Raw genomic sequence first — 25,854 nt, 5'->3', positions numbered from 1 at the left:
CATCTTGTTGCTCTACTCATCGTCTGTTCATGTTGAGTATTCTCCGCCAGCTTGCGGAGCACAAGCCCAGTATCGTTTTCCTTTGAAAACTGCGTTTGTGAAGACTGAAGTGTCCATAGAGCATCCCCTCCAGCCGGGAGGCTGCACCGATTTAGCCATGGGATCTGACACCGTGATGACGACTAAAAGCAACAAGAGAAATTAAAACAAAAGAAAAGATAACGAGATTTTTTAAATGAAAAGAATGTTAATCAACGCAACTCAAAAAGAAGAGTTGCGTGTCGCTTTGGTCGATGGCCAGCGACTGTTCGATTTAGATATCGAAAGTCCAGGTCACGAATCTAAAAAAGCGAATATCTACAAAGGACGTATCACTCGCATTGAACCAAGTCTAGAAGCTGCTTTCGTTGATTACGGAGCAGAACGACACGGTTTCCTTCCCCTAAAAGAAATTGCTCGCGAATATTTCCCAGAAGGTTATACCTACCAAGGTCGACCAAGTATCAAAGAAGTCCTAACCGAAGGTCAGGAAGTCATTGTACAAGTTGAGAAAGAAGAGCGTGGCAGCAAAGGGGCAGCATTAACGACATTTATTTCGCTTGCAGGAAGTTACTTGGTATTAATGCCAAATAACCCACGCGCGGGCGGTATTTCTCGTCGTATTGAAGGTGACGAGCGTACTCAGCTGAAAGCAGCTCTTAGCACTTTAGAGCTACCACAAGGTATGGGCCTGATTGTCCGCACTGCAGGAGTAGGTAAAAGCGCAGAAGAGTTGGAGTGGGATTTAAATGTTCTACTCAACCACTGGGGTGCAATTAAGCAAGCGTCTGATTCCAACCCAGCACCTTTCCTAATTCACCAAGAAAGTAACGTAATTGTTCGCGCAATTCGTGATTACTTACGTCGCGACATTGGTGAAATTCTTATCGATAGTAACACTATCTATGAACGCGCACTTGAGCACATCCGCTTGGTACGTCCAGATTTTGTTAACCGAGTTAAGAAGTACGATGGCGAAGTGCCTCTTTTCAGTCACTACCAAATTGAAAGCCAGATCGAGTCAGCCTTCCAACGTGAAGTTCGCTTACCATCAGGCGGCTCAATTGTTATTGACCCAACAGAAGCACTGACTTCTATCGATATCAACTCTGCTCGCGCAACGAAAGGTGGAGATATCGAAGAAACAGCACTAAACACCAACCTAGAAGCTGCCGACGAGATTGCTCGTCAATTGCGACTACGTGACCTAGGTGGTTTAGTTGTTATCGACTTTATCGATATGACGCCGGTACGCCACCAACGTGAAGTGGAAAACCGCTTACGTGATGCTGTGCGCCTAGATAGAGCACGTGTTCAGATCGGTCGAATCTCGCGTTTTGGTCTACTAGAAATGTCTCGCCAACGCCTGAGCCCATCTCTAGCAGAGGCAAGCCACCATATTTGTCCTCGTTGTACGGGCACTGGTGTTGTACGTGATAACGAATCATTGGCTCTATCTGTTCTTCGCTTAATTGAAGAAGAAGCACTAAAAGACAATACGTCTCAAGTACTGGCTGTAGTACCAGTGCCGATTGCCTCTTACCTATTGAACGAAAAACGTCGCTCTGTAAACCACATCGAGCGTATTCAAGAAGTTAAGATCACTGTTGTTCCTAACTCAGATATGGAAACTCCGCATTTCGAGGTTATCCGTGTTCGTGAAGGTGAAGAGTTTGACTTGTTGTCTTACCTTCTTCCAAACAAACTGGAAGCAATGAAAGAAGCGGAAGGTCGTGAGCCAGTTGAAGTTGAAGCTAAGCCTCGCAAGCTAGAAGAACCTGCGCTCAAAGGTTTTGCTGCACCGGCTCAATCAGCTCCGACGCCAGCGCCAACTCCAGCGCCTAAAGCGGCGGAACCGGAAGCATCAAAAGCTGAAGAGAATCAGCCTGGTGTGATTAGTCGACTGTTCAAGGCAATAGGTAGCTTCCTATTCGGTTCACCAGAAGAACCGAAGAAAGAAGAACAACCTGAAGAAAAGCCTAAATCAAATCGAAACAATCGCCAACGCCGTAATCGCAATGATCAACGCCGCCGCAACAATCGTGGTAACCGCAATGACCGCGACAATCGTAATGAGCGCAACGAGCGCAACGAGCGTGGTAACAAGCGTAAAAACCCTCGCGATGAGCAAGTTGCAGAAAGTTCAGAGAACAAGCAAGAACGCAGACAGCAAAACCGTAAGCCTAAGCAAGATCGCCGTAATAAGCGTGATGATGCTAAAGCGAACCAGTTGGCAGAACAAGGCCAGCAGCTAGCAGCTGAAGCTCAAAACACTAAAGCTGAGTCTCAACCAGAAGAGAAAGCGGTTAAAGTGAAAGAGCGTCGCCAACGCCGTAAGCTGAACAAGCAAGTTCGAGTGAAAGATCAAAAGGCAAGCGAAGAAGCAAATGTAGCGAAAGCTGAACAAGTTGCACAAGAGGTTGCAGCTCAACCGTCAGCAGAGGCTGGTGAAAAGGAAGAGCCGAAGCAGCGTCGTAACCGTCGCTCTCCACGCCACCTTCGTGCAAGTGGTCAGCGTCGCCGTCGTGGTCGCGATCGTCGCCCTAACCCATTCCGTCTACGCAAAGGTGGGGTTGCTTCACCAGAAATGGCGATGGGTAAAGTGATCCCTCGTTATGATTTAGCGAAGCCGAATCAAAAACCAAAGCGTGAGGAGCAATCCACTGAGAAATCAGTAGAAACTGTAGCTTCTGTAGCAACTCTAGGCGGCTTTGCTTGTCCAGAAATGGCAATGGGTAAAGTGATTATTCGCCGTGACGTTGCCGTTGTTGAATCGGTAGAAGTGAAAAGCGAAGCGCCAGCAGTTGAACAAGTAACGACTACTGAACAAGCTCCTGTGGTTGAAGCACCACAAGAACCAGTAGCGGCAGCAAAAACACCTGTTGAAACTGCCCCAGAGAGCAAGCCGACGAACGTTGTAGCATCTGAGATTAGTTTGCCAAAAGCAATTAAATCTCAAGCGTCTGCTCCAATGGCAAAAGCACCTGGACCGCAGGAACTGAAAGAGATCGCTGTTGTTGCTGCACCTTTCCGCGCTGAGCGTTACCAGCCAAAAGGTGCTGGTAGTCAAGTGGCTCGCAGCCAAGCAGGCGCAGCAATGGCCAAACCTGTTGGTTATTAAAATTCCTGTTAGTTGTACATAACTAACAATGTAACGAAAGGGCTGCTATTTAGCGGCCCTTTTTATATCACCAACAAAAATATTGCTCACAAATATTGTTCAAGCCCCGGTTCATTATTGAACTTAATCACACTTTTCGGTAGCATTCGCCGACTCGCTCTAAATGATGAGATTCTATACGCTGCTCTTTTACAATGCATTTTGCTCAGCTTGTTGAAATCATCATCTAGAATAAAACTAACATCCGCTAATACTGAGCAAACATGTTTGAATTCCCACAATTTTCTAAGCACTCTGTAAAAAATGACGTGCTGTCAGGTTTAACAGTAGCGCTCGCTCTGGTACCTGAAGCCGTTGCATTCGCGTTCGTCGCTGGCGTCGACCCGATGGTTGGCCTTTATGCAGCCTTTATCGTTGGCCTCATTACTTCCATTTTCGGCGGTCGTCCAGGTATGATCTCCGGCGCAACAGGCGCAATGGCTGTTGTTATGGTATCACTCGTCGCGACTCACGGGGTTCAGTATCTATTTGCAGCTATTATGTTGGCAGGTATCCTTCAGGTTGCAGCTGGCCTATTCAAGCTAGGTAAGTTCATTCGTATCGTTCCTCACCCCGTTATGATTGGTTTCGTTAACGGACTCGCGATTGTTATTTTCCTTGCACAGCTCGGTCAGTTTAAAGCGCCAGATTTAACGGGTGCTCTAACCTGGCTACCAACCGATCAAATGGCACTGATGCTAGGCTTAGTTGGTCTAACTATGGCGATCATTCATTTCTTGCCTAAGTTCACGACTGCCGTACCTTCATCACTAGTAGCAATAGTGACCGTCACCGGATTAGTAGTTGGTTTGGACCTTGAAACTCGCACTGTTGTTGATTTCCTACGCACAATGTCTGGTGACGAAGCCGCTACTCTTGCTGGCTCTCTACCGACATTCTCAATCCCATCAGTACCATTTACGCTGGAAACTCTGCAAATCATCCTACCGTACGCGATTATTCTTGCTGCAATCGGTCTGATAGAATCACTGCTAACACTAACTGTACTTGACGAAATGACAAACACTCGTGGTCAATCTAACCGCGAATGTGTGGGGCAAGGTATGGCGAACATGACTTGTTCAGTGTTTGGTGCAATGGGTGGTTGTGCGATGATTGGCCAATCTATGATCAACGTAAACTCTGGTGGCCGTGGTCGCCTTTCAGGCATTGTTGCAGCGATCGCGCTACTGATGTTCATCTTGTTTGCGTCTTCACTGATTGAAATGATCCCACTAGCCGCACTTGTGGGTGTTATGTTTATGGTGGTCATCGGTACATTTGAATGGGCGACGTTCAAGCTGGCACGCCGCGTACCTAAACAAGACTTCTTTGTGATTGTGTTGGTGACGGTAGTCACTGTACTAACCGACCTTGCTATCGCAGTTTTCGTCGGTGTTATCGCGTCAGCATTGATGTTCGCGTGGCAACATGCCAAGCACATCTACGCAGACACTAACATCAATGAGGAAGGCTCAAAGGAATACAAAATTCACGGCCCAGTCTTTTTTGGCTCGGTTGCCAACTTCCTAGAGATCTTCGACGCACATGAAGATCCAAGCGATGTTATCGTCGACTTTGCGGACTCTCGTGTTACCGACCATTCAGCAATCGAAGCTATTGAAACTCTCGCAGAGCGCTACTCGGCTCAAGGGAAAACCCTTCACCTTCGACATCTAAGTCCAGACTGCCGTAAGTTGCTTGATAAAGCAGGTAGCCTAGTCGAAATCAACGTAAAAGAAGACCCAAGCTACAAAGTCGCAACTGACGTATTAGCTTAACGGAAACCATATTCAAAGGGCTTGAATCCAATTGGATTCAAGCCCTTTTTTTATTCCTTTCCACTTACAGCTCAACCCCACTTCGGTAGCTGGGTTCACACCTTGAATTGATTGACTAAACGCTTCAACGCATCCGCTTTGTGCTCGAGTGTTTTCGCTGAATTAGCCGCTAAGTTGGCTTGTTCATTTGCAAGCATCGATACCTCAGAAACGCTTTCGACATTTTTCGATACTTCGCCACTGGCTACCGACTGCTCTTCCGCTGCGGCCGCAATACTGTCGATCATATTCGCGACATTTTGTGCGCCGTCTACAATCTCATCTAGGCTCACTCCCGCCTTTTTCACTAACGCCAAACCTTCTGAAACTTGTTCCGCCCCTACCTTCATACGTTCCACTGCTTGCGTCGTTTCATTTTGAATAGCCACGATAGACTGCCCGATCTCCTCTGTGGCAGTAGTTGTTCTATCTGCTAGTGCTCTTACCTCATCAGCCACTACTGCAAACCCTCGCCCAGCTTCACCGGCTCTTGCGGCTTCAATAGCAGCGTTCAATGCAAGCAGGTTAGTTTGCTCGGCGATTTCTTTGATCACATTAATAATCTCACCAATTTCTGCCCCACGTTTACCCAGCTCCGAGACACTATTGGACGACGCCGTTACTGCTTCATTAATCGAGTTCATCCCTTCAATAGTGTTTTGTACAACTTTCCCTCCCGAGTTTGCCGTGACACCAGCTTCTTGCGCGTTCGCAGTCGCTTCTGACGATTTAGCGGCAACTTCCTGAATACTATGGCTCATCTGCTCTATCGATGAAGATATTTGGGCAATCTTCTCAGATTGCACTCCAAGCTCTTGAGACATATGAGTGTTTGCCTGACTGATGGCCATCGAACCATCGACAACTTCATCGGTTGTCTGAAGTACCTCCAGAATTGCTCTATTGGTTTTTTCAACTGCTTGGTTATAACTCGCGGCCATCGCACCAAGCTCATCCTTGGAATCAATATCCAATGTATTAGTTAAGTCGCCCTTAGCTAAGCTTTCCAAGCCGATAGCTACCTGTTTAACAGGTTCAGTGATTGCTCTTAGTACTACCCAAGATATGCCGACTCCAAGTGCAATGGCGAGCAACGTTCCCAACATGATGGTCGTTTCAGCCGTTTTCGCAGCTCCAACCGCCGCAGCTTGCCTTTCGACCATCAGCTCATCTTCCATTGCAACAAACTCAGATATTTGACCTCGGAACCTGTCAAAGTAAACTTTACCGCGAGCTTCACCTACAAGCTTCGCCATATCGTTCATCGTTTTAGAATCACCGATTTCGCGGCGGAGCGTGAGCATAGGATCCACAACATCCGCTTGCCAGGATGAGATGGTGGTATTCATTTCCTCTAGTAGTGTGACTTGTTGCGGGTTATCGCCCACAGTTTGCTTAAGCTCTGCCACCAATTGTTTGAATCGGCTGCTACCATGACGATAAGGCTCTAAAAACTCTTCCCTACCAGCCAGTAGATACCCTCTCATACCAGTTTCCATGTCGACTGCAGCAGCTAACACATCCTGTGCCGATGCCATGACCTTGTAGGTGTGGTTAACCCAATCCGTGGCGCTGCTGAGCTCAGAGAATGAGTTCATAAGTGCTTCGCTATCCGGCTTATCTAAATACCCCTGCTCATTGAGAGTGACCAACGTCAGTACGCTGTCGTCAAACTTACTACGATTGACCGCCTGCCTCTCTGCGAGTAATTTTTCTTCTCGCTCCGTAAACAAAGTAATTTGGCTTCGGAATTTATCGAAAAACACTTTGCCACGAGCCTCTGCAATTAAGTCTGATACATCATCCATCGTCTTAGCATGGCCAATCTCTCTCCGTAATTGGATAACGGGCTCCGTAACGTTAGCTAACCAGTCATTTATCGTTTGCTCTATTTCACCAAGCCTTTTAACCTGCGTCGGATTGTCACTGACGGTTGTTTTTAGCTCAGAGACTAATACTGAGAATCTTTGTTGCCCTTGAATATATGGCTCTAGGAAATCCTCTTTACCCGCGAGTAAAAAGCCACGCATACCGGTTTCCATATCCACTGCAGCCGCTTCGATTTGTTTAGCCTGTTGAATCACTTTGTGGGTATGGTCGACCATAGCATTGGTCTGCACTTGCGAGCGCGAACTTGTGATGGCTATGAACGCCAGAAACACTAGCAATAGCATCGGCGTCCCTGTCCCTAACGCTAGTTTGAATCTCAATGGGATGTTTTTAAATTTCATCGCGATGTCCTTGCCAACCATTGTTATTTTTATGCAATGCAGTTCATCTATAGGTATAGACGTAATTAATTTATTTATCGACTCCCGTACATTATGGTTTGCTGGTTATTCAGTGATGTAAATTGAGCACTGCAACCTGTGATGCCTACAAAAAAGGGGCGTATACACGCCCCTTTTTATTGCTTTATAGATTCTAGTTAAGAACTTGATACCCTCGATTAGTCATACAGTTTCTAAGCACTGTTTGTCTTTCCTGTTCATAATTTTCAGTGTTTTTTCTGCGGTCTCTGCTGCCACCTACCACTCCCGCGGCTAAGCCAACTGCTGCGCCCTGTTTTGCACCTTCAGAGCCCGAACCACCTGCAATTGCTTTACCAGCCGAACCAATCGCAGCACCTTTGACCGCACCGCCTACTGCACCTCGAGAGCGGCTATCTTTTTCAACCTGGTTCGCTAACTCCTCGCATTGATGCATGTCGTAAATATAGTCTTTTTCATCGACACCTTGCTTATCAATGATGAGCTTCGCATGTGCTGGAGTAGCCAAAAGAAGTGTCAGTGCAATTGCAGTGTATTTTTTCATATCGCAGAACCAAACTAAGTAAGAGAAAGAATAAGTTCTGACTAAACTATCAATGATATCGGGGTTTTGTGGAATATCCCTTATTCCAAATAAAAAAAGCCCCAACCTTTCGGCTGGGGCTTGTCATATTTCCCGATGTAGATTGTTCGTGCTAGCGAAAATCTATCTCAAACTAAACCTTACTATTACGCTTCAGCTTTCTCTTTTTTTGCCTTTTTAGGCGCTTCAGCTGGCTTTTGGTCTGCTTTCTTCTTGATTACAGTCGTGCCTTCGAAAGTTTCACCTTCAACGAATGCTTTACCGTAGTAAGAAGCTAGTAGTACTTCTTTCAGCTCAGTGATTAGAGGGTAACGAGGGTTCGCACCAGTACATTGGTCATCAAACGCTTCTACCGCTAGCTCATCTAGTTTCGCTACAAAGTCAGCTTCAGAAACACCTGCTTCTTTGATTGACTTAGGAATGTCTAGGTCGCCTTTCAGCTCGTCCAACCATGCTAGTAGACGCTCAATCTTCTGAGCAGTGCGGTCACCTTCTTGGCTTAGGCCTAGGTGGTCAGCAACCTCAGCGTAACGACGACGTGCTTGTGGACGGTCGTATTGAGAGAATGCAGTCTGCTTAGTTGGGTTATCGTTCGCGTTGTAACGTACAACGTTAGAGATTAGTAGTGCGTTCGCCAAACCGTGTGGTAAGTGGAACTCAGCACCAATCTTGTGCGCCATAGAGTGACAAACACCTAGGAATGCGTTCGCAAACGCGATACCAGCGATAGTTGCGGCGTTGTGTACTTTCTCACGAGCGATTGGGTCATTTGCACCGTTCGCGTAGCTTGAAGGTAGGTACTCTTTAAGCATCTTAAGTGCTTGTAGAGCTTGACCGTCAGAGTACTCGTTAGCAAGAACAGACACGTATGCTTCTAGAGCGTGAGTTACTGCATCGTAACCACCGAATGCTGTTAGAGACTTAGGCATGTTCATTACTAGGTTAGCATCGACGATAGCCATGTTTGGCGTGATTTCGTAGTCAGCTAGTGGGTATTTAGCACCAGTCTTGTCGTCAGTAACAACCGCGAATGGAGTAACTTCTGAACCAGTACCTGAAGTGGTAGTGATACATACAAGCTCAGCTTTCTTACCCATTTTAGGGAACTTGTAGATACGTTTACGGATGTCCATAAAGCGCATTGCTAGTTCTTCGAAGTGAGTGTCTGGGTGCTCGTACATTACCCACATGATCTTCGCAGCGTCCATTGGTGAACCACCACCTAGAGCAAGGATTACGTCAGGTTGGAAGCTCTTCATTGCTTCTGCACCTTTCTCAACAACAGACAGTGTTGGATCCGCTTCTACGTCGAAGAATGTTTGAACTTCGATGCCTTGCTCTTTCAGCAGTTTAACTACTTCATCAGCGTAACCGTTGTTGAATAGGAAACGGTCAGTTACTAGGAATGCGCGTTTCTTACCTTCTAGGTCGCTCATTGCGATTGGAAGGCTACCACGACGGAAGTAGATAGACTTAGGTAGTTTGTGCCACAACATGTTTTCAGCTCGCTTAGCTACAGTTTTCTTGTTGATAAGGTGCTTAGGACCTACGTTCTCAGAGATAGAGTTACCACCCCATGAACCACAACCTAGAGTTAGAGAAGGAGCTACGTTGAAGTTGTAAAGGTCACCGATACCACCGTGAGTAGTTGGGATGTTTACAAGAATACGTGCAGTCTTCATCTTGTCACCGAAGTAACGGATACGGTCTGCGTTTACGTCTTGGTTAGTGTAAAGACCAGATGTGTGACCGATACCACCGATTTCAACCATAGTTACCGCTTGAGCAACTGCGTCTTCGAAGTCGTCTGCGCGGAATAGACCTAGAGTTGGAGATAGTTTCTCGTGAGCAAATTCGTCGTCGTAAGACACTTTACCAATGCCTTCACCAACAAGAACTTTAGTATCAGCTGGAACTTTAACGCCTGCCATTTCAGCGATTGCTGGCGCTGGCTGACCTACGATTTTCGCGTTTAGGTTGCCGTCGATTAGCAGTACTTTACGTACTTTCTCTGCTTCAGCTTTGCTCAATACGTAAGCTTTGTGAGAAGCAAAACGCTCTTTCACTTCATCGTACACAGAATCAACAACGATTGCTGCTTGCTCAGAAGCACATACAACACCGTTATCGAAAGTCTTAGACATTAGGATAGAAGCAACTGCACGTTTGATGTCAGCTGTTTCATCGATAACAACAGGAACGTTACCTGCACCTACACCGATTGCTGGCTTACCAGAAGAGTATGCTGCTTTAACCATGCCTGGACCACCAGTTGCAAGGATAAGAGCAATGCCATCGTGCTTCATAAGAGCATTAGAAAGCTCTACAGATGGTTGGTCAATCCAACCGATGATGTCTTTTGGTGCACCCGCTGCTACTGCTGCATCTAGAACCAGTTTCGCTGCATCGTTAGTAGAGTTTTTCGCACGTGGGTGTGGCGAGAAGATGATGCCGTTACGAGTTTTAAGAGAAATTAGAGATTTGAAGATTGCTGTAGATGTTGGGTTAGTCGTTGGTACGATACCACAGATGATACCTACAGGTTCTGCGATAGTCATAGTGCCTAGGTTATCGTCTTCTTCTAGAACACCACACGTTTTTTCGTCTTTGTACTTGTTGTAGATAAATTCTGAAGCGAAGTGGTTTTTGATTACCTTATCTTCAACAATACCCATGCCAGACTCTGCTACCGCTTGTTGAGCTAGCGGGATACGAGCTTGGTTAGCTGCTAGAGAAGCTGCGCGGAAGATTGCGTCGACTTTCTCTTGAGAAAAAGTAGCAAACTCAGCTTGAGCTGCTTGAACGCGTGCGACTAGTGCATCTAGTTCAGCCAAATTAGTTACAGGCATAGTGGATCTCCTAAAAATAATAAAATATTAAAAACTTTTTATTAAGGTCACTGTTGCTCTAGTGCGTTGAAAACAGATGTCTTAGTAAATTGCTTTCAGGGCTGAGTATATTATTTCATTCTGTGAAAAAAATTGACCCAGATCAGTTCTCAAATATTATTTACCCCATAAGTGGTAAGTTAATCACAAAATACACCACAAACCACTGATAAATAACAATTTAAGTCACAATTACACTTCGAACAAAAAAGACGCAGTCAGACTATTAAATTTTAGAATTAGCAATAATCTGTAAAAAAGTTTCATTTTTAGACTACAAAATTACATGTAGTCCGCAATCCTTGTGCTACTGAGAGTATATCCAAACTGACATTTTGCTCTAGACCCCTTCATTGTTTTTATGGGAAATGTGCGAATGTTAACAGTTATACAATCCTTAGAATCTGTTCTACTCATAATACGTAACAATTGGTATCTGGATCGCTCCTAAGAGAGTGAATGATTAGTTTTTCTCAGTAATGAAATACTCAACAAGTTAGTTTTTTTCATTCGAGTTATTGATTCCTTTCGCTTACATTAGCGATGTTTCACTCTCAGCGGTTCTTTCTCAACCACTTGAAGTTTGAAACAATCAGGCTACTTTTTATTAATTTCACTTGTGTGATGTTTTTGAGATCAACGCTATGCAAACCTTCGAGTTAGCTATCTTTCTACAGTTCTTTCTTGGCTTAGTCGCTGCGGTAAACCCAGTTGGCATCATGCCAGTATTCGTATCACTCACTGGACATATGACCGTAGAAGAGAAACGAAAGACAGCCACTACAGCGAATGTCGCTGTGGCCATCATTTTGATTATTTCTCTACTTGCGGGGCAAATGTTGCTCGATATGTTCAGCATTTCCTTAGACTCATTTCGAGTCGCAGGTGGTTTATTGCTACTTAGCATCGCTTTCTCAATGATGAGCGGTAAGCTGGGTGAGGATAAACAGAACAAGCAAGAAAAGTCAGAATACGTCAGCCGAGAGCAAATCGGTGTGGTGCCACTAGCCATGCCCCTGATGGCCGGCCCAGGCGCGATAAGTTCAACAATAGTCTATGGCGCGCGCTACCCAAGCATGATGGATACCGTAGGAATTATCGTGACCGTTAGCCTATTTTGTTTGTGCTCTTGGCTGCTATTTCGCTCGGCACCACTCATCGTTCGTTTCTTAGGACAAACAGGCATCAACGTGATTACTCGTATCATGGGTCTAATTTTGGGTGCCCTGGGGATTGAGTTCATCGCTAACGGCCTACGCAACCTCTTTCCAGGATTGGCGTAATCAATCATTCTGGTATGATAGGGCGACTTAGCAAATAGGTCGCTTTATCATGCCAAGAAACTCCCTTAAGCATCACTTATACGTCATTATTTTTGGAACGCACACTCGTGCGGGCCGGATTTTTGACATCGCTTTGATCATCGCGATCATCAGCTCTCTGGTGGTGCTAGTACTTGAGTCAATTCCATCCATTGGCCCGAAATGGGCATCGGTACTGCGCTACTTCGAATACTCTTTTACGTTACTCTTCACACTCGAATACATACTGAGGCTTTATTGCTCACCGAAACCGAAGGCTTACGCCAAAAGCTTTTATGGCGTCGTGGATCTGTTGGCCATCTTGCCAACTTATTTGGCCTTCTTCTTCCCATCCGCTTCGTTTATGGGTGTGATCCGTCTGCTACGTGTAATGCGTATCTTCCGAATCCTAAAGTTGGTGCGTTACCTACAAGACTCTAATATTTTACTGCGTTCATTACTGATGGCGCGACGCAAGATATTCATCTTCTTCAGCACGGTTGCGATTTTAGTCACCATTTTTGGCGCCCTTATTTATGTGATTGAAGGGCCTGAGCACGGCTTTACTAGCATCCCTCAAAGTATCTATTGGGCGATTGTAACAATTACGACTGTAGGCTACGGAGATTTGGTACCCAAGACCCCATTTGGTCAGGCAATCGCTTCTATGACCATGCTTCTTGGTTACTCCATTCTTGCAGTTCCCACCGGTATCATAACCGCAGAACTCAACCAAGAGATGAACTCTCATCGACAGCTAGTAAAATGCCCAAATTGTTCGAAATCAGGGCACGAAGCCGATGCCACTTTTTGTAAGCATTGCGGTAGTGAACTGGCCGATCCCGATCAAAGAGTCGTCCCAGTTGATGAAACACAAAACGCTCCTTAAAGGAGCGCTTTATAGTCAATTAATGAAGGCTAACAACCGTCAGTATATGCTTGAGTTTCGAATGACGCCCCTTGCTCCATCGAAGCGGTGTACTTAACATAGCAACCACTATCCTCAATCGCACTGTTAAAGTCGGAGCCCGTATAATTCGCAATAAACTTCGATTGCGTCACCAGCCAATAGTCTGGATCGGATACGCTTCCACCACTATTGTATGCCGCCCAAGTCCACTCTGCGTCTAGGTCATGGTAACCACTTTCGGCATTGAGAAAGTTTTCCATCCCACCCCGTTCTACCGTTGGGTAACCAAAGGCGACGTGGCCGCTTTTATCCCCCACTTCAATGTGATAACTCGGATTATTTTCTTCGTTGTCTATCGCGGCACGTGAGTACGCAAGTTGAGCGGCAGCATCAACTGACCCTTTCATACCCTCTATGACTGCGGCTTTTGCATCATGGTTGAAGTTAAGAAACCTCGGTGCCGCGACCACAGACAAAACACCCAAAATCACAATCACAACGACCAATTCAATAAGAGTAAAGCCCGACTCACCTTTCATCATACCTACCTCGCCTAATAACAGAGCGACAGGTTATATGAATACGGTTCAACAAATTGGCGGGATATAAAAAAGCGCCTTATTTGGCGCTTTTCAGAGTTTTCTTACTAGCAGTTACTGCTTTTCTGCCAAAATGATGCGTAGCGTACGACGCAGTGGTTCAGCAGCACCCCATAGCAGTTGGTCACCAACAGTAAAGGCATTGAGGAAGTCATCACCCATAGACATCTTACGTAGTCGCCCTACTGGTACAGACATAGTGCCCGTAACTTTCGCTGGAGTAAGCTCTTGAGCAGTAATATCACGATCGTTCGGAATCACTTTCACCCAATCGTTGTGCGTTGCGATGATCTCTTCGATCTCATCCATTGGTACATTCTGCTTCAGCTTAATGGTGAGAGCTTGAGCGTGACAGCGCATTGCACCAATTCGAACACATGTACCATCGATCGGAATAGGCTGACCATCTAGACCAAGAATTTTGTTTGCTTCGACGCCGGCTTTCCATTCTTCTTTGCTTTGGCCATTTTCACGCTTCACATCGATCCAAGGAATCAATGAACCAGCTAGAGGTGCACCAAATTGATCGGTTGGGAAAGAAGATGAACGAATCGTGTCGGCAACTTTTTTATCGATATCTAGGATAGAGCTTGCAGGATTAGCTAGCTCAGAGCTTACACAGTCATTCACAACACCCATCTGAGAGATAAGCTCACGCATGTTTTTCGCACCTGCACCCGATGCGGCTTGGTACGTCATTGCACTCATCCACTCAACCATACCTTTTTCGTATAGGCCGCCAAGTGCCATCAGCATCAAGCTCACTGTACAGTTACCACCAACGAAAGTGTTGGTTCCGGAATGAATGCCTTGTTGGATTTGCGCTAAGTTAACAGGGTCAAGCGTGATAATGGAGTCTTTATCCATACGAAGTGTTGACGCTGCATCAATCCAGTAACCTTTCCAGCCAGCTTGGCGCAGTGCTGGATACACTTTTTCAGTGTATCCACCGCCCTGACATGTAATCACAGCATCCAACTGCTTTAAGCTTTCGATGTCAAATGCATCTTGAAGCATACCCGCATCTTTACCAAGGCTAGGCGCAGGAATACCTACTTGAGAGGTGCTGTAAAATACGGGTTCGATAAGATCAAAGTCTTTCTCTTCAACCATACGTTGCATCAATACGGAACCAACCATACCGCGCCAACCAACTAAACCTACTCTCATCACATTACTCTCCGTGTATTCTTTAAAAAACGACTTCCTCCATACTTCAATTTTCTACACAAAATCTCAAGCAAAAAATGCCCTAACTCGTAACTTTTTCTTTCTAATTTCGAGTTATTGCCTGTCCATTTTGCTTGAAAGGCGAATAAGTCGATATTTCCAAGGATGAATCCGCTTTTTACTCACCATTAAGCTCTTCAAAACCACCTGTGACACATAAATTTTACATTACAAAACATTTCAAACTATTAATATTAACCAAAAATAAAACAATAAACTAAATACAAACGTTTACACAGACGACAATCACAATAGAGTGAGGATTTATCGATATATTATTCCAAGCACTGTAAAGTACACCTCACATCCTGATGAGCACGGTAGTGTTCACAATATTTCAATCGGATATGAGGCTCTTATGAAGCACATTACTCCTCGTTTACCTAACTTGCTGCAAGTGATTGTTTCGCTTGGCTTGTTTCTATTATTGGCGTTTTCATTCACAGCCAAGCTCGATCTTCCCATTCAGCTCGCGTTATATATTGGCTGGTTCATCATCATGTTACTCGGCGCTCGCCTTGGGCACAGCTATAAACAATTAGAACAAGCCGCCTTGAACGGTATTTCCAACGGCCTAGGTGCGGTACTGATTCTGCTGGCGGTTGGTGCCTTGGTTGGTACGTGGATATCTGGCGGTATTGTTCCAACTATCATCTATTACGGTCTACAGGCAATCCACCCGTCAATTTTCCTACTCGCGACTATGATCATTTGTTCTTTGACAGCGCTTGCGACAGGTACTTCTTGGGGTGCAGCAGGTACTGCAGGTATTGCGATGATGGGGATTGGTCAAGGCCTCGGCGTGCCTGCACCGATAACGGCAGGTGCAGTGCTGTCAGGATGTTACTTTGGCGACAAGCTGTCTCCTCTGTCTGATTCGGTTATTCTCGCCTCATCTATGTCGAACGTTGAAGTGGTTGAACACATCAAAGGTATGCTGCCTATAGCATTGATCAGCTACATCATCACCGGGATTCTATTCACCGCATTTGGTTTCCACTACGCTGGCAATGTCGATATGTCTCAGGTTCAGTCGGTGATTAATGCGATGGAAGAACAATTTTATATCACCCCTTATTCATTTGTTCCGGTCTTAATAGTGCTTGGCTTGCTTGCGATGCGTATGCTTTCTTTCCCTGTCATCAGTTTTGGTTCTCTTCTGGGAATCATTTGGGCTGTGATGATTCAAGATGTCGATTTCTTGCGTGCTTTCAACACGGCATGGGCACCTTACTCGATCGAATCAGGGGTAGAGTTTATTGATTCTATTCTTAATCGTGGCGGCATGTCCTCAATGCTGGGTTCCGTAGCCGTTATTGTTTTCGGTTTAGGCTTCGGGGGACTACTAGACAAAGTTGGGGTGCTTGAAACTATCGCTAAGTTGTTCGAACGTAGAGTCAACAGCGCCGGTTCACTGGCTACCAGTACAATTGGCACAGCCTTCATGGGAAATGTGTTTGGTTCGGCTATGTACGTATCACTCATTCTTACGCCAAAAATCTGTGCTAAGAACTACGATCGTCTAGGGTACCAACGCAAGAACTTATCTCGAAATGCTGAGTTTGGAGGCACACTCACGTCAGGAATGGTGCCTTGGAGTGATAACGGTATCTATATGGCAAGCATTTTGGGTGTCGCAACACTCTCGTACGCGCCATTCATGTGGTTAAGCTTTATTTGTATCATCGTCACGATCCTCTCTTCTTACATGGGCTGGTTTGTCGATAAGTGCGAACCAACCGCAGAGGCAACAGCTGAAGAAGAAGTCCAGTTAGAGAAGCAGAGCGCTTAATTGACAATAGCGTTATGGATACAAAAAGAGCGCCTATTCGGCGCTCTTTTTCATGTTTAAGGTTTACTTCGCTTTCACTGCAGCCCGCTTACCTAGCATGTAGCCTAAGCCAAGTGGAGCAAAGAAAATCGCAATGATAAACAAGACAAAGTAGATGATAGTACTCTTAATCAAGCTGACTAACTTATCCATCGCTAACGTCAACACATCTTGCGAGACTTTATCGATATCTTGAGTGAACTTCTCACGCTCTGTCGCGACAATTACCGCAATCGCTTTCCGTTCTCGTTCAATCATATCCACCAGTTCAGCTCGCTCACGAGCAACCATAGCTTCTAACGCTGCACGTTCGCCACTAAGTTGAACCAACTTAGCATCCGTTTTTGCGTCGATATCATTAACCAAAGGTTGAAGCTCTATCGCCATTTGCTCGGCTAAATTACGCATATATTCGGGATTGTTCGCCACAAAATCCTGGAAAGATTCTGACGTTTTACGGAAACTCTCCATCGTTGCGGTAAACTCTTCACCACTGACACTGCTGTTCATCGCGATCAGCTGGGCTTTCCAAGTCATGATCTTTGGTGTTTGCTCAGATACAAGGCTCAATCTGTCAGAAACATCGCCCATGGCTTCAGGCATAGTCCCTAAAGTCGTCACCGCTTCATCTTCCGCAATACCACTGTGAGCTAGCCATGGTCGGTAAGCAGGCGTGCGGAAGAAAGTAAGATCTGTAAATGGATGCTCAGAGGAAAACTGCTCTACAAACTCTTTACTTGAACGATACACATCACCTTTGAGCAGCGACTTTGCCAATGCATCAATCTCTGTTAGCAAACGAGCAGAAGTGGCTTGGGCTGAATCTCCTAAAAAGAGCGTTGAGCCCGCTTCAGATTGGAAAAACTGGTCCATCTGGTAAGTAAATACCCAGCTGTCGATCAACGCGGCTGTTGGAGAGGCTTGATATGCGGCACTTTGCAGTCCCTCTTCTGCGTTAATCTTCCAAAGCAGAACATAGGATTGGTGCACGGTATCTTGGCTATCGTACGTAGCAGAAATTTCATCAGCAGACTGTTCGACCTGAGTAAAAAATAGCTGAGCATACTCTCGCGTCAAAATACGCATATTCAACTCTTGTTTGGTCAAAGGCGTTGTTTGGCTGTCGAGCTTCACCTCAAGCAAAGAACAACCACTCACACTCACGATAACCATTAACGTGAGTACCTTATAGAAATGACGGAGAAACATTTTTACCTCTAGCCTAGCTCATTGATTTTAAATATACCGAAATGACCGTAAGAATCAGAACTCAGAGTCAAAGCACTGGTTCAAGTTAATCTAAGTAGAAATTGCGTCAGTAGCCCTTGGTGAGTGGGCTAGTTTTTAAAGCCTATTTAGGGCTTTAGGAAATAAAACGTTTTCCAAGTTTATTCAACAGCAATTGTTTCTTAAATCAGTATCTTGATGTCATTTAGGTATCAATTATCTAGTATCCGATTTTAAAGTCAGAGGAATATCATGTATTACGGTAAATCAATTATGTCTTACTTTTAAGATACACTTGAGCGCTCTCAACCGCCGACGCCAAGTTTTCCTTAAGTTGCTGCAGTTTCTCTGGCGCCACGTCAACATCATTCTTGATGTCTGCTTCTATCTGAGTCGCAATGTCGCGTAAGGTCATCGCACCTAAGTTACCCGCGACGCCTTTCAGACTGTGCGCTTTGCGCATCGCCAACGTTTTATCTGAGTCTAGTAAGCCTGGTAGCTGATTGGCGTCATCTTGATGATCCTGAATGAATACCTCTAGAAGCAACTTCACTGACTCGGTATCTCCGTTCAGCGAATTCAACATGTGGTCGATATCAACGGTCGCCAAATTGGCTTCGACGGGCTTCGGTTCAGGTTTTGGTTCAGGCTGTAACACTTCAACTGGCTTCACTACTTCAGGAGCTGGCTGCTCTACAGTAACTTTCACGGGCTCTTTTACTTCGTTTACGGTTGCAAGTTCGGCCTGCATCACGATTTGCTCTGCCTCTGAGTCTTCAGTGCGAACAGCGATGAATGCAACCAACAACAACGTAAAACCACTTAATGTCACTAGGAAAAGTCCACTGCGAGAAATGGAGTGATGGTACGCCTCTTCCATCTGATAAACCTGATAGTTCAGCGAGTGACTGAGTAACTTTTCAACTAAATAGCTACCTTTCGCATAACCACCCAGTACAGAAGACGTTTGAGCAAGCAATTGCTGTAGTCTTTCCCTATCTTCATTGGGTAACTGTTGGGAAGTAATGAAAAGTTGGTCGAGCGAGCGGTACACCTTAGGGCTGTTCGCAGAGTCACTGAACATAGCTTCGAACACTCTTGCGCTTAGTTGGTAATAGAGCGCACTCACTTCAGGCTGATCAGTGTAGTTCTCACGCACTTGTTGCAAACTGTTCACTAAGTTGACCACTTCAACTTCAGTATCAACAAACTGCCTTACCAAATCTAAGAATCGGTCCGTCGTGAAGAGCAGTTGGTTAATATCAGGTTGGAACCAACTTCCTTTGTCGTTAGCTTCCAGCTGCAAGCGCAGCGAGTAGATGAGTTGAATTTTCAATGAAATGTCGTCGGCATGCTGAATACGAAACGGAGAATCAAAATACAGCTCACTTCTAAGCTCCTCGACACCATTACCTAATTCTTCAATGGTTTCCAGCGTTGCCATTGTGGTGCGAACCATCATGATGGTTCCTATTACCACAGCCAACCACAGGCCGAAAATCACTGCCAGGAGCTTGTATTTGTTCTTAACCGATTCCTTCGACATATCGCTAACCTTTTGAAAAGTCCTTTTTTCCTTCTCTCTACATGTTATGACCCATTGAGCACAAATACAAAAAGAGAGAGCCATGGCTCTCTCAAATTTGATTAATTTCTTGTAAGTTGATCACGCAAATTAGGCGGTGTCCCTTTAATCGTTAGCGTATCCGTTTCAGGATCGTAAAAAATACGCTCACCCAGTAGCAAACTATCGAAACTCACGTTCAAACCACCACCAGCACCAACGTACTTAGTTAGCTTACGCATGGTTGAACGATCTGCAGGGAAGCTTTCTTCCAACTCATAGCCTTGCTCCTTGGTATAATCTAAGAAGCTTGTGCCGTCCGAGCTTGCAGGCAGTTCGCCCGATAACTCCTGAACTTGAACTTCCTCACCAGCTTTAATCTGCTCATTGCAGTAGTCATAAACTTGTTTTTTGTAGTTGGTAGCTTCATCTTTTTCGAGTTTTGAATCGCTACAAAAATCTTGCACGGCCTGCATTAACACTTGGTTTTGCTGCTTAGTGTCAAGCCCGACTTCAGCTTGTAAGAAATCCAAGAAGAAATCGGCAACTTTTCGGCCCACACGCCCTTTGATGTACGCCAAGTAACGATTAGATTCTTTGTCTGTCTCGTAACTAGACAGATCAATACGAGCTGCGATGTCCATCTTATTGATATCCAAATAGTCAGTCGCGCTAATATCCAACCCTTCTGTGACTTTAAGGCTTTGATTTGATGGCAGCAAAGCAATGAACAGATAATCCGTTGCTAACGCTTGGTATTCTGCAATCACCAAAATGCCTTCATCGGCAAATGGGTACTTCGCCAATTCTTCTTTGAGGCGGTTTGCACTGTCTTGTGAGAAGTCGTTGAAAGATCGTTCATTTTTACGAAACTCTTGCAACCAGATCTGAAAATCGCTGTCAGACTTAAAAGCACCAAAGCCTTTTCCAGCTTTGGAATTAAAAACACGATGCAGCTCTGCCACAAGATTTTCGCTCGATGCATCATTAGCTAATGATTCAGCACGGAAATTTACCACCAGCTCGTCCTGATCGTTTTTAGACAGCTGATGTAAAATGACATTGGAAAGATGAAGACTCATAATGAATTTATCGTCGTTCTAGGTTTCAGTTGTAAGGCATAGTAGGTTATCATAAGCCGCTTTTACTATCATCTATAGAGTATTTATGCCGATTACATCTAAATACAGTGACGACCAAGTTGAAAACATCCTTGCAGAAGTAGCTGCCGTTTTAGAAAAACACGGAGCAACGCCTGAGCTATCACTGATGATTGCGGGAAATATCGCAACCAATGTCTTAAATCAAAATGTTGCTGCTTCACAACGCAAAGCAATTGCTGAAAAATTTGCTCAAGCGTTAATTTCTTCTATTGAAGACAATACAACACACTAATAAAAACGGATTACAAAAAGATAAATGGTAGATAGCGGAAATACATACGGCGATCGCGTATCACGCTTAGTGGGTTGGGGGCATTGGTTTGCTTTCTTCAACATTATTGCTGCACTGTTAATCGGAACGCGATACATCGTCCAGTCTCCTTGGCCGGAGACACTGCTGGGTCAATTTTACCTAGCAGTTTCTTGGATTGGCCACTTTGGCTTCCTTGTATTCGCCCTCTATCTACTTATCTTATTCCCACTGACGTTTTTAATACCGTCACGTAAGCTATTTCGTTTGGTATCGGTCTGCTTCGCGACCGTTGGTCTAACCCTACTTCTGGTTGATACCCAAGCTTACCAGTCGATTAACCTACACTTAAACCCTGTAGTGTGGGAGCTTCTATTTAGCACCGAAGACAGCGCACTCAGCGCCGACTTACAGCACCTTTTCATTGTTCTGCCTTTGATCTTTTTGCTTCAACTGGGGTTGTCTGAATGGGTATGGCGCAAGCAACGTAAACTTTCTCACAAACACGTCGGTCGCCCAATTGCTGCGGTATTTTTCGTCAGCTTTATTACCAGCCACTTAATTTACGTTTGGTCGGACGCGTATTTCTACAACCCGGTAACGAACCAGAAAGCAAATTTCCCGCTGTCTTACCCTATGACAGCAAAATCCTTTATGGAAAAGCATGGCTTACTGGATCGCGAAGAATACTTGAAGCGCCTGAAAGAAAACGAAGGCAACAACGATTTAGTTCGTTACCCGCTAGAAGAAATTACATTCGATCGCCGTGCTGGCAATTTGAATATCTTGATGGTTAGTGTAAACAATCTGCGCGGTGACGCCCTCAATGCTGAGGCAATGCCAGCAACCAACGCTTATGCCGAACAGAACCTGAACTTCACCAATCATTACAGCTCAAGCAACGATGCCTTTGGTACATTTGGCCTGTTCTACGGGCTTCCAAGTAGTTATGCAGGTAGCATTAAATCTCAAGGCACATTGCCGTTGTTAATGACAACTCTAGCTGACAAAGGCTATGAATTCGGGCTATTCAGTGGCGATAACTTCTCGGATGATCTTTACGCAGAAACCATTTTCCGTGGCCTGCAGTTCACTGGTATTGCATTCGATAGCAAAGAGTCGGCCGATGGTCAGGCAATTGATGCTTGGAGTGCATGGGTCAATGATGGCGCAAAGAAACCTTGGTTTAGCTACATTGAGCTCACCACGGTAGATAACTTCAGCGACTACAGCAGTGCTCAAGGCTCTGCCAACGATATTTTGCGCGCTAGCTACGCAGAATCGGTCAAACAAGTTGATGCTGAACTTGCTAAGCTCTATCAGCAACTAGAAGCACTTGAACTCGACAATAACACCGTAGTAATCATTACTTCTAATCACGGCACTGAGTTCAATGAAACTAATACTAATAGCTGGGGTTCAAACTCCAACTATAGTCGTTACCAGCTTCAAGTTCCTATGGTTATTCATTGGCCAGGTAAGTTGGCTGCGACTTACACCCACAGATCGAGTCACCTAGATTTATCTGTCACCCTACTTCAAGATCTATTGGGCGTCTCATCAAATCCAACTGACTTTAGTAGTGGCCGTAACTTATTTAGTGAACGCAAACGCCGCTGGATTTTGGCCGGCGATTCTCGAGAGCTTGCACTTATTACCGCAGATCGTACAACTGTGATAGATAAGTTTGGTAACTTCAAACTTTACGATAAAGACTACAACCGCTTGAAAGAAGAAAACCCTAAACTACCAGTCTTGATGCAGGGCTTAACAGAACTGCAGCGCTTTTATGTAAAGAGCACCCATTCTAACTAGCGGCAACTCTAAAAATAAGCACTCATTGAGTGCTTATTTTGTATCTAATGGATTGAAAAAAGAGCGTTATCTTTGAAAAGCGCATAGAAAAACAGCAAACAGTCATTTAAGGACTTTACAAGGTTTTCCAAGCCCTATATTATGCGCCTCAACAACGGAGAGATGGCTGAGTGGTTGAAAGCACCGGTCTTGAAAACCGGCATACGTTAATAGCGTATCTAGGGTTCAAATCCCTATCTCTCCGCCAAACACATGAAGAAAGACGCCTTAGGGCGTCTTTTTTTTGTACCTAAAATCTTGAATTATAAAATGTTACGTCGTTTTATGGCTTGTTTCCTAGCTTAATAGCGTAGCATTTTAGGTACACCCTTGGGTACATTGTCCGTATGTTCAATTTAACGGTGTACCATCATGGCAAAACAAGTAAAGCCTCTTACGGAAACACAAATTAAAAATGCTAAGCCAAAAAGTAAGGAATACATTCTTTCTGATGGAAATGGCCTTCGCCTCAGAGTGAAGCCGAACGGCACAAAAACATGGTTACTAAATTATACTCATCCAATATTATCCAAGCGTATCAATTTTACGTTAGGTACTTATCCAACGACTTCTCTAAAGATAGCGCGAGAAAAAACTCGCGGAGCACGTGAACTCATAGAGCAAGGTATCGATCCTAAAACTCACAAGGATAAGCAAGCATTACAAGAAAAAATGCGCTTAAACATGACATTAGGTAAAGTGGCTGAAAGTTGGCTAGACGTGAAAAAAAGTAGTGTTTCTAGTGATCACGCTGATGATATCTATCGTTCTCTAGAGATTCACCTTTTACCAGAGTTAGGCAATATACCTATCTCAGAGCTGACACCGCAGCTTGTTATTCAGACACTCAAACCATTAGAGCGTAAAGGTAGGCTAGAAGTACTACGCCGTGCTTGCCAGCGTCTGAATGAGATCATGAAATTTGCTAAAAACACTGGCTATATTGAAGTTAACTGTTTAACTGACATAAAAGACGCTTTCAAAAAGCCACAAGCAATACACATGAAAACGTTGCCGCCAGAAGCGTTACCAGAGCTTATGTTTGCCCTATCACGGGCTCGTATCTTTAGCACAACCCGTTGTTTGATATTATGGCAACTTCATACCATGGTTCGCCCCTCTGAAGCAGCAGGAGCAAGATGGGATGAAATTGATTGGGCTAAAAAGTTATGGCGTATCCCTGCAAAAAGAATGAAAAAAAAGCGCGAGCATTGCGTTCCTTTATCAACGCAGATGCTAGCTTTACTCAATGAAATGAAAGCGATTAGTGGGCATGGTGTCAGTGAGTTTATCTTTGCTTCCCATAAAGATGGATCACGTCCATGCTGTAACGCAAGCGTAAATATGGCGCTAAAGCGTATGGGTTTTAAGGGACGATTGGTATCTCATGGATTGCGTTCACTCGCTAGTACGACGTTGAATGAACAATCTCAATTCACCGGGGACCTAGTAGAAGCAGCTTTAGCCCATGCGGATAAGGATAAAGTGAGAGCAGCGTACAATCGTACTCAGTATGTTGAGCAACGACGAGAAATGATGCAGTGGTGGAGTGACCACATTGATGATTCAACCCAGTTTAATGAAGCTTATTCCGTTTAGCTTAAATGTTCCTTTTTATTTTTGATTGAACTTTGAACAACAAAGTGCATGTGATAGCATACTGGATTTATTGGGTAGTGTTTATTTGAGAGGTGTCTATGGTTACGTACGAGGAGCTGCTACAGAAGTTGAAAGTTCAAAGTGAAGGGGTTCTGGATCTTAGGCGTTGGTTGGTCGACCATGCGAATGAGCTATTAGATGTTACTAAACAAAAATTAGGCTGCGAGGATGTTTGTTTTAAAGCTTGGGGTGATGAAGTCGTTAAACATCCTTTTCCGTTGTTCCTTTCTCCAGTTGGAAAAGTGGATGAATTTCTACACTATCCTGATATTGATGAGCATGGCTTTGTTAAATTCTGGTTTAACGTGAAAATCTCTGACAGAAGTAATATTACTTATTACCCAATGTATATTGGTCGAAAGGATGGTGAGCCTGTCTTTTTGTTGTTTGATTCTGCAGATGACCGTTTAGACCGAGATTTAAGTAAATGGTTTTCTTTAGATGAAGCATCTAATTGCCTTATTGAATGGATTGATAAATCTGTTAGTGTTGACACTGCTAATTCACATTTTTTGTAAAAAAAAGAGAGGGCTTGTTTGCTCTCTCTTTTTTTATTTAGCCTTGAAACAAGGCGAATATTTCAGACTTAAACGCTAGCGCTACGATTAGGCCAGCTATCCACCAAAGACGATTGTCTAGCTTAGCTATTTGCGCATCTTGTCTATCTAAACGTTTCTCTAGCGACTTCATGTCGCCTTTTAACTCGGTGCGTAAAGATTGGTTATCTTCTTTCATTTCTTTACGTAGCGAATCAATACTGGAATCTATTTTAGAGTCCAGTTTGTGTTCAACAGACTGGAGTTTGTTCTCAACTGTCAGTAAGTCTTCACGTGTCGCTAAGCCATCAAATCGTTTGTTAGTCTCTTTGATTTCTTCTTGAACCGCTTGGACTTCTTCGCGGGTGGCATTGTGTTGCGCCTGGTCAAACAACAGCTTGAGTAAGTCTTTCTGTGTTATTTGGTCGTTGTTATGTTCTGACATAAATACCTCGATATTCTCGACGATAAGTTAAGTGTGGCAGCCTAGGTCGAGGCACTAGACGTTCGGTAGCGAACCTAGCCACCCTCTAATCATATCAAAAGTAACCAATGTATCCAACGTTAACTAAGGCCGCTTTAGAGCGTCCTGGGTAAGTTGGTCCAGTTTACTTTTTAACTCTTCAATTTCTGAACTTAAGTCAGACTGGATGCGGTTTATCTTGTCGTTTAACTCCTTACGGCTGAATAGCTCATCAATTTGATTTCTCTTCGCTCGACCTTCCAGTAGAGCGACTAATTGATCTGCAGTGAGTGTGATCTTGTCAGTTTCATTCTCCATGTGTTACGTTTCCTTAACCTATGGGCATTGGTGCACATTTGACAATTAAAGTGTTGACATTGTTGCATATGGTTGCAACTATTTTACCCCAGAACCCCAGAACCCCAGAACCCCAGAACCCCAGAACCCCAGAACCCCAGAAGGGGTAGGTATACTTCCAGAGTCTTGCCGGACTCTGAAGGTGTCGAG

The 25,854-nt window shown here is 44.6% G+C and carries 19 protein-coding genes and 1 tRNA gene; 10 read left to right on the top strand and 10 right to left on the bottom strand.

Annotation, left to right across the window (positions count from 1 at the left end; translation table 11 throughout):
• Positions 1–235: 235 nt before the first annotated feature.
• A complete protein-coding gene (rne, locus tag ACXABW_RS04470; RefSeq protein ID WP_457524217.1) occupies positions 236–3,160 on the top strand; it encodes a ribonuclease E in 2,925 nt (974 codons plus the stop codon).
• Between the two features lie 263 nt (positions 3,161–3,423).
• The gene (locus tag ACXABW_RS04465; protein WP_252030010.1) at positions 3,424–4,980 is read left to right on the top strand and encodes a SulP family inorganic anion transporter; all 1,557 of its coding nucleotides are present in this window, start codon (positions 3,424–3,426) and stop codon (positions 4,978–4,980) included.
• Between the two features lie 95 nt (positions 4,981–5,075).
• Here the strand turns inward: ACXABW_RS04465 and ACXABW_RS04460 are convergent, their stop codons facing one another.
• The 3 genes from ACXABW_RS04460 to adhE form a co-directional block, all read right to left on the bottom strand.
• Entirely contained in the window at positions 5,076–7,250 is a 2,175-nt protein-coding gene (locus ACXABW_RS04460) for a CHASE3 domain-containing protein (protein WP_457524216.1), read from the bottom strand.
• A gap of 193 nt (positions 7,251–7,443) precedes the next feature.
• On the bottom strand, positions 7,444–7,833 hold the full coding sequence (locus ACXABW_RS04455) for a glycine zipper family protein (protein ID WP_265688442.1): 390 nt from the start codon (positions 7,831–7,833) through the stop codon (positions 7,444–7,446).
• 185 nt (positions 7,834–8,018) lie between these two features.
• A complete protein-coding gene (gene adhE, locus ACXABW_RS04450; protein WP_252030004.1) occupies positions 8,019–10,721 on the bottom strand; it encodes a bifunctional acetaldehyde-CoA/alcohol dehydrogenase in 2,703 nt (900 codons plus the stop codon).
• Between the two features lie 683 nt (positions 10,722–11,404).
• Here adhE and ACXABW_RS04445 point away from each other — a divergent pair.
• Complete coding sequence (locus ACXABW_RS04445) at positions 11,405–12,043, top strand: YchE family NAAT transporter (RefSeq protein ID WP_252030002.1); 639 nt, start codon at positions 11,405–11,407, stop codon at positions 12,041–12,043.
• Between the two features lie 49 nt (positions 12,044–12,092).
• Positions 12,093–12,950, top strand: coding sequence for an ion transporter (locus ACXABW_RS04440; protein ID WP_265688441.1), 858 nt, complete (start codon positions 12,093–12,095; stop codon positions 12,948–12,950).
• A 29-nt stretch (positions 12,951–12,979) separates the two neighbouring features.
• Here ACXABW_RS04440 and ACXABW_RS04435 read toward each other — a convergent pair whose 3' ends face one another.
• Positions 12,980–13,513 carry a prepilin-type N-terminal cleavage/methylation domain-containing protein gene (locus ACXABW_RS04435; RefSeq protein WP_457524214.1) on the bottom strand — a complete coding sequence of 178 codons (534 nt, stop codon included), beginning with the start codon at positions 13,511–13,513 and terminating at the stop codon, positions 12,980–12,982.
• 111 nt (positions 13,514–13,624) lie between these two features.
• A complete protein-coding gene (gene asd / locus ACXABW_RS04430; RefSeq protein WP_457524213.1) occupies positions 13,625–14,740 on the bottom strand; it encodes an aspartate-semialdehyde dehydrogenase in 1,116 nt (371 codons plus the stop codon).
• A gap of 418 nt (positions 14,741–15,158) precedes the next feature.
• On the opposite strand from asd, the gene nhaC reads away from it, so the two are divergent.
• On the top strand, positions 15,159–16,592 hold the full coding sequence (gene nhaC, locus ACXABW_RS04425) for a Na+/H+ antiporter NhaC (protein WP_457524211.1): 1,434 nt from the start codon (positions 15,159–15,161) through the stop codon (positions 16,590–16,592).
• Between the two features lie 63 nt (positions 16,593–16,655).
• On the opposite strand, the gene ACXABW_RS04420 is transcribed toward nhaC, so the two are convergent.
• The 3 genes from ACXABW_RS04420 to yejK all read right to left on the bottom strand — a co-directional run bounded on the left by ACXABW_RS04420 (position 16,656) and on the right by yejK (position 20,504).
• Positions 16,656–17,840 (bottom strand): chemotaxis protein, encoded by a 1,185-nt coding sequence (locus tag ACXABW_RS04420; protein WP_265688438.1) that lies wholly within the window; start codon positions 17,838–17,840, stop codon positions 16,656–16,658.
• A 289-nt stretch (positions 17,841–18,129) separates the two neighbouring features.
• Positions 18,130–19,404 (bottom strand): Hpt domain-containing protein, encoded by a 1,275-nt coding sequence (locus ACXABW_RS04415; RefSeq protein WP_457524209.1) that lies wholly within the window; start codon positions 19,402–19,404, stop codon positions 18,130–18,132.
• 101 nt (positions 19,405–19,505) lie between these two features.
• Positions 19,506–20,504 carry a nucleoid-associated protein YejK gene (gene yejK / locus ACXABW_RS04410; RefSeq protein ID WP_252029991.1) on the bottom strand — a complete coding sequence of 333 codons (999 nt, stop codon included), beginning with the start codon at positions 20,502–20,504 and terminating at the stop codon, positions 19,506–19,508.
• Between the two features lie 85 nt (positions 20,505–20,589).
• Here yejK and ACXABW_RS04405 point away from each other — a divergent pair, with 85 nt between their 5' ends.
• The 5 genes from ACXABW_RS04405 to ACXABW_RS04385 all read left to right on the top strand — a co-directional run bounded on the left by ACXABW_RS04405 (position 20,590) and on the right by ACXABW_RS04385 (position 24,866).
• Positions 20,590–20,817, top strand: a complete 228-nt coding sequence (locus ACXABW_RS04405; RefSeq protein ID WP_265688436.1) for a YejL family protein — start codon at positions 20,590–20,592, stop codon at positions 20,815–20,817.
• 24 nt (positions 20,818–20,841) lie between these two features.
• Complete coding sequence (locus tag ACXABW_RS04400; protein WP_265688435.1) at positions 20,842–22,650, top strand: DUF3413 domain-containing protein; 1,809 nt, start codon at positions 20,842–20,844, stop codon at positions 22,648–22,650.
• A 156-nt stretch (positions 22,651–22,806) separates the two neighbouring features.
• Positions 22,807–22,897 (top strand) — tRNA-Ser (locus ACXABW_RS04395).
• A 164-nt stretch (positions 22,898–23,061) separates the two neighbouring features.
• Positions 23,062–24,288 (top strand): integrase domain-containing protein, encoded by a 1,227-nt coding sequence (locus ACXABW_RS04390; RefSeq protein WP_457524208.1) that lies wholly within the window; start codon positions 23,062–23,064, stop codon positions 24,286–24,288.
• Between the two features lie 128 nt (positions 24,289–24,416).
• Entirely contained in the window at positions 24,417–24,866 is a 450-nt protein-coding gene (locus ACXABW_RS04385; RefSeq protein ID WP_457524207.1) for a hypothetical protein, read from the top strand.
• A 37-nt stretch (positions 24,867–24,903) separates the two neighbouring features.
• On the opposite strand, the gene ACXABW_RS04380 is transcribed toward ACXABW_RS04385, so the two are convergent.
• Both ACXABW_RS04380 and ACXABW_RS04375 read right to left on the bottom strand, forming a co-directional pair.
• Positions 24,904–25,329, bottom strand: a complete 426-nt coding sequence (locus ACXABW_RS04380; protein ID WP_457524205.1) for a hypothetical protein — start codon at positions 25,327–25,329, stop codon at positions 24,904–24,906.
• A gap of 123 nt (positions 25,330–25,452) precedes the next feature.
• Complete coding sequence (locus ACXABW_RS04375; RefSeq protein WP_457524203.1) at positions 25,453–25,665, bottom strand: hypothetical protein; 213 nt, start codon at positions 25,663–25,665, stop codon at positions 25,453–25,455.
• Between the last annotated feature and the right edge of the window lie 189 nt (positions 25,666–25,854).

The organism is Vibrio paucivorans (genome assembly GCF_054053395.1).
This window is presented reverse-complemented; position numbering and strand designations above follow the sequence as displayed.

Coding starts and splice junctions, on each gene's coding strand:
- ACXABW_RS04455 (WP_265688442.1), bottom strand. CDS start 7,833: ATGAAAAAATACACTGCAATTGCACTGACACTTCTTTTGGCTACTCCA.
- ACXABW_RS04415 (WP_457524209.1), bottom strand. CDS start 19,404: ATGTCGAAGGAATCGGTTAAGAACAAATACAAGCTCCTGGCAGTGATT.
- ACXABW_RS04390 (WP_457524208.1), top strand. CDS start 23,062: ATGGCAAAACAAGTAAAGCCTCTTACGGAAACACAAATTAAAAATGCT.
- ACXABW_RS04380 (WP_457524205.1), bottom strand. CDS start 25,329: ATGTCAGAACATAACAACGACCAAATAACACAGAAAGACTTACTCAAG.
- ACXABW_RS04460 (WP_457524216.1), bottom strand. CDS start 7,250: ATGAAATTTAAAAACATCCCATTGAGATTCAAACTAGCGTTAGGGACA.
- ACXABW_RS04445 (WP_252030002.1), top strand. CDS start 11,405: ATGCAAACCTTCGAGTTAGCTATCTTTCTACAGTTCTTTCTTGGCTTA.
- ACXABW_RS04465 (WP_252030010.1), top strand. CDS start 3,424: ATGTTTGAATTCCCACAATTTTCTAAGCACTCTGTAAAAAATGACGTG.
- ACXABW_RS04420 (WP_265688438.1), bottom strand. CDS start 17,840: ATGTTTCTCCGTCATTTCTATAAGGTACTCACGTTAATGGTTATCGTG.
- ACXABW_RS04440 (WP_265688441.1), top strand. CDS start 12,093: ATGCCAAGAAACTCCCTTAAGCATCACTTATACGTCATTATTTTTGGA.
- nhaC (WP_457524211.1), top strand. CDS start 15,159: ATGAAGCACATTACTCCTCGTTTACCTAACTTGCTGCAAGTGATTGTT.
- adhE (WP_252030004.1), bottom strand. CDS start 10,721: ATGCCTGTAACTAATTTGGCTGAACTAGATGCACTAGTCGCACGCGTT.
- ACXABW_RS04435 (WP_457524214.1), bottom strand. CDS start 13,513: ATGATGAAAGGTGAGTCGGGCTTTACTCTTATTGAATTGGTCGTTGTG.
- ACXABW_RS04375 (WP_457524203.1), bottom strand. CDS start 25,665: ATGGAGAATGAAACTGACAAGATCACACTCACTGCAGATCAATTAGTC.
- asd (WP_457524213.1), bottom strand. CDS start 14,740: ATGAGAGTAGGTTTAGTTGGTTGGCGCGGTATGGTTGGTTCCGTATTG.
- yejK (WP_252029991.1), bottom strand. CDS start 20,504: ATGAGTCTTCATCTTTCCAATGTCATTTTACATCAGCTGTCTAAAAAC.
- ACXABW_RS04400 (WP_265688435.1), top strand. CDS start 20,842: ATGGTAGATAGCGGAAATACATACGGCGATCGCGTATCACGCTTAGTG.
- ACXABW_RS04405 (WP_265688436.1), top strand. CDS start 20,590: ATGCCGATTACATCTAAATACAGTGACGACCAAGTTGAAAACATCCTT.
- rne (WP_457524217.1), top strand. CDS start 236: ATGAAAAGAATGTTAATCAACGCAACTCAAAAAGAAGAGTTGCGTGTC.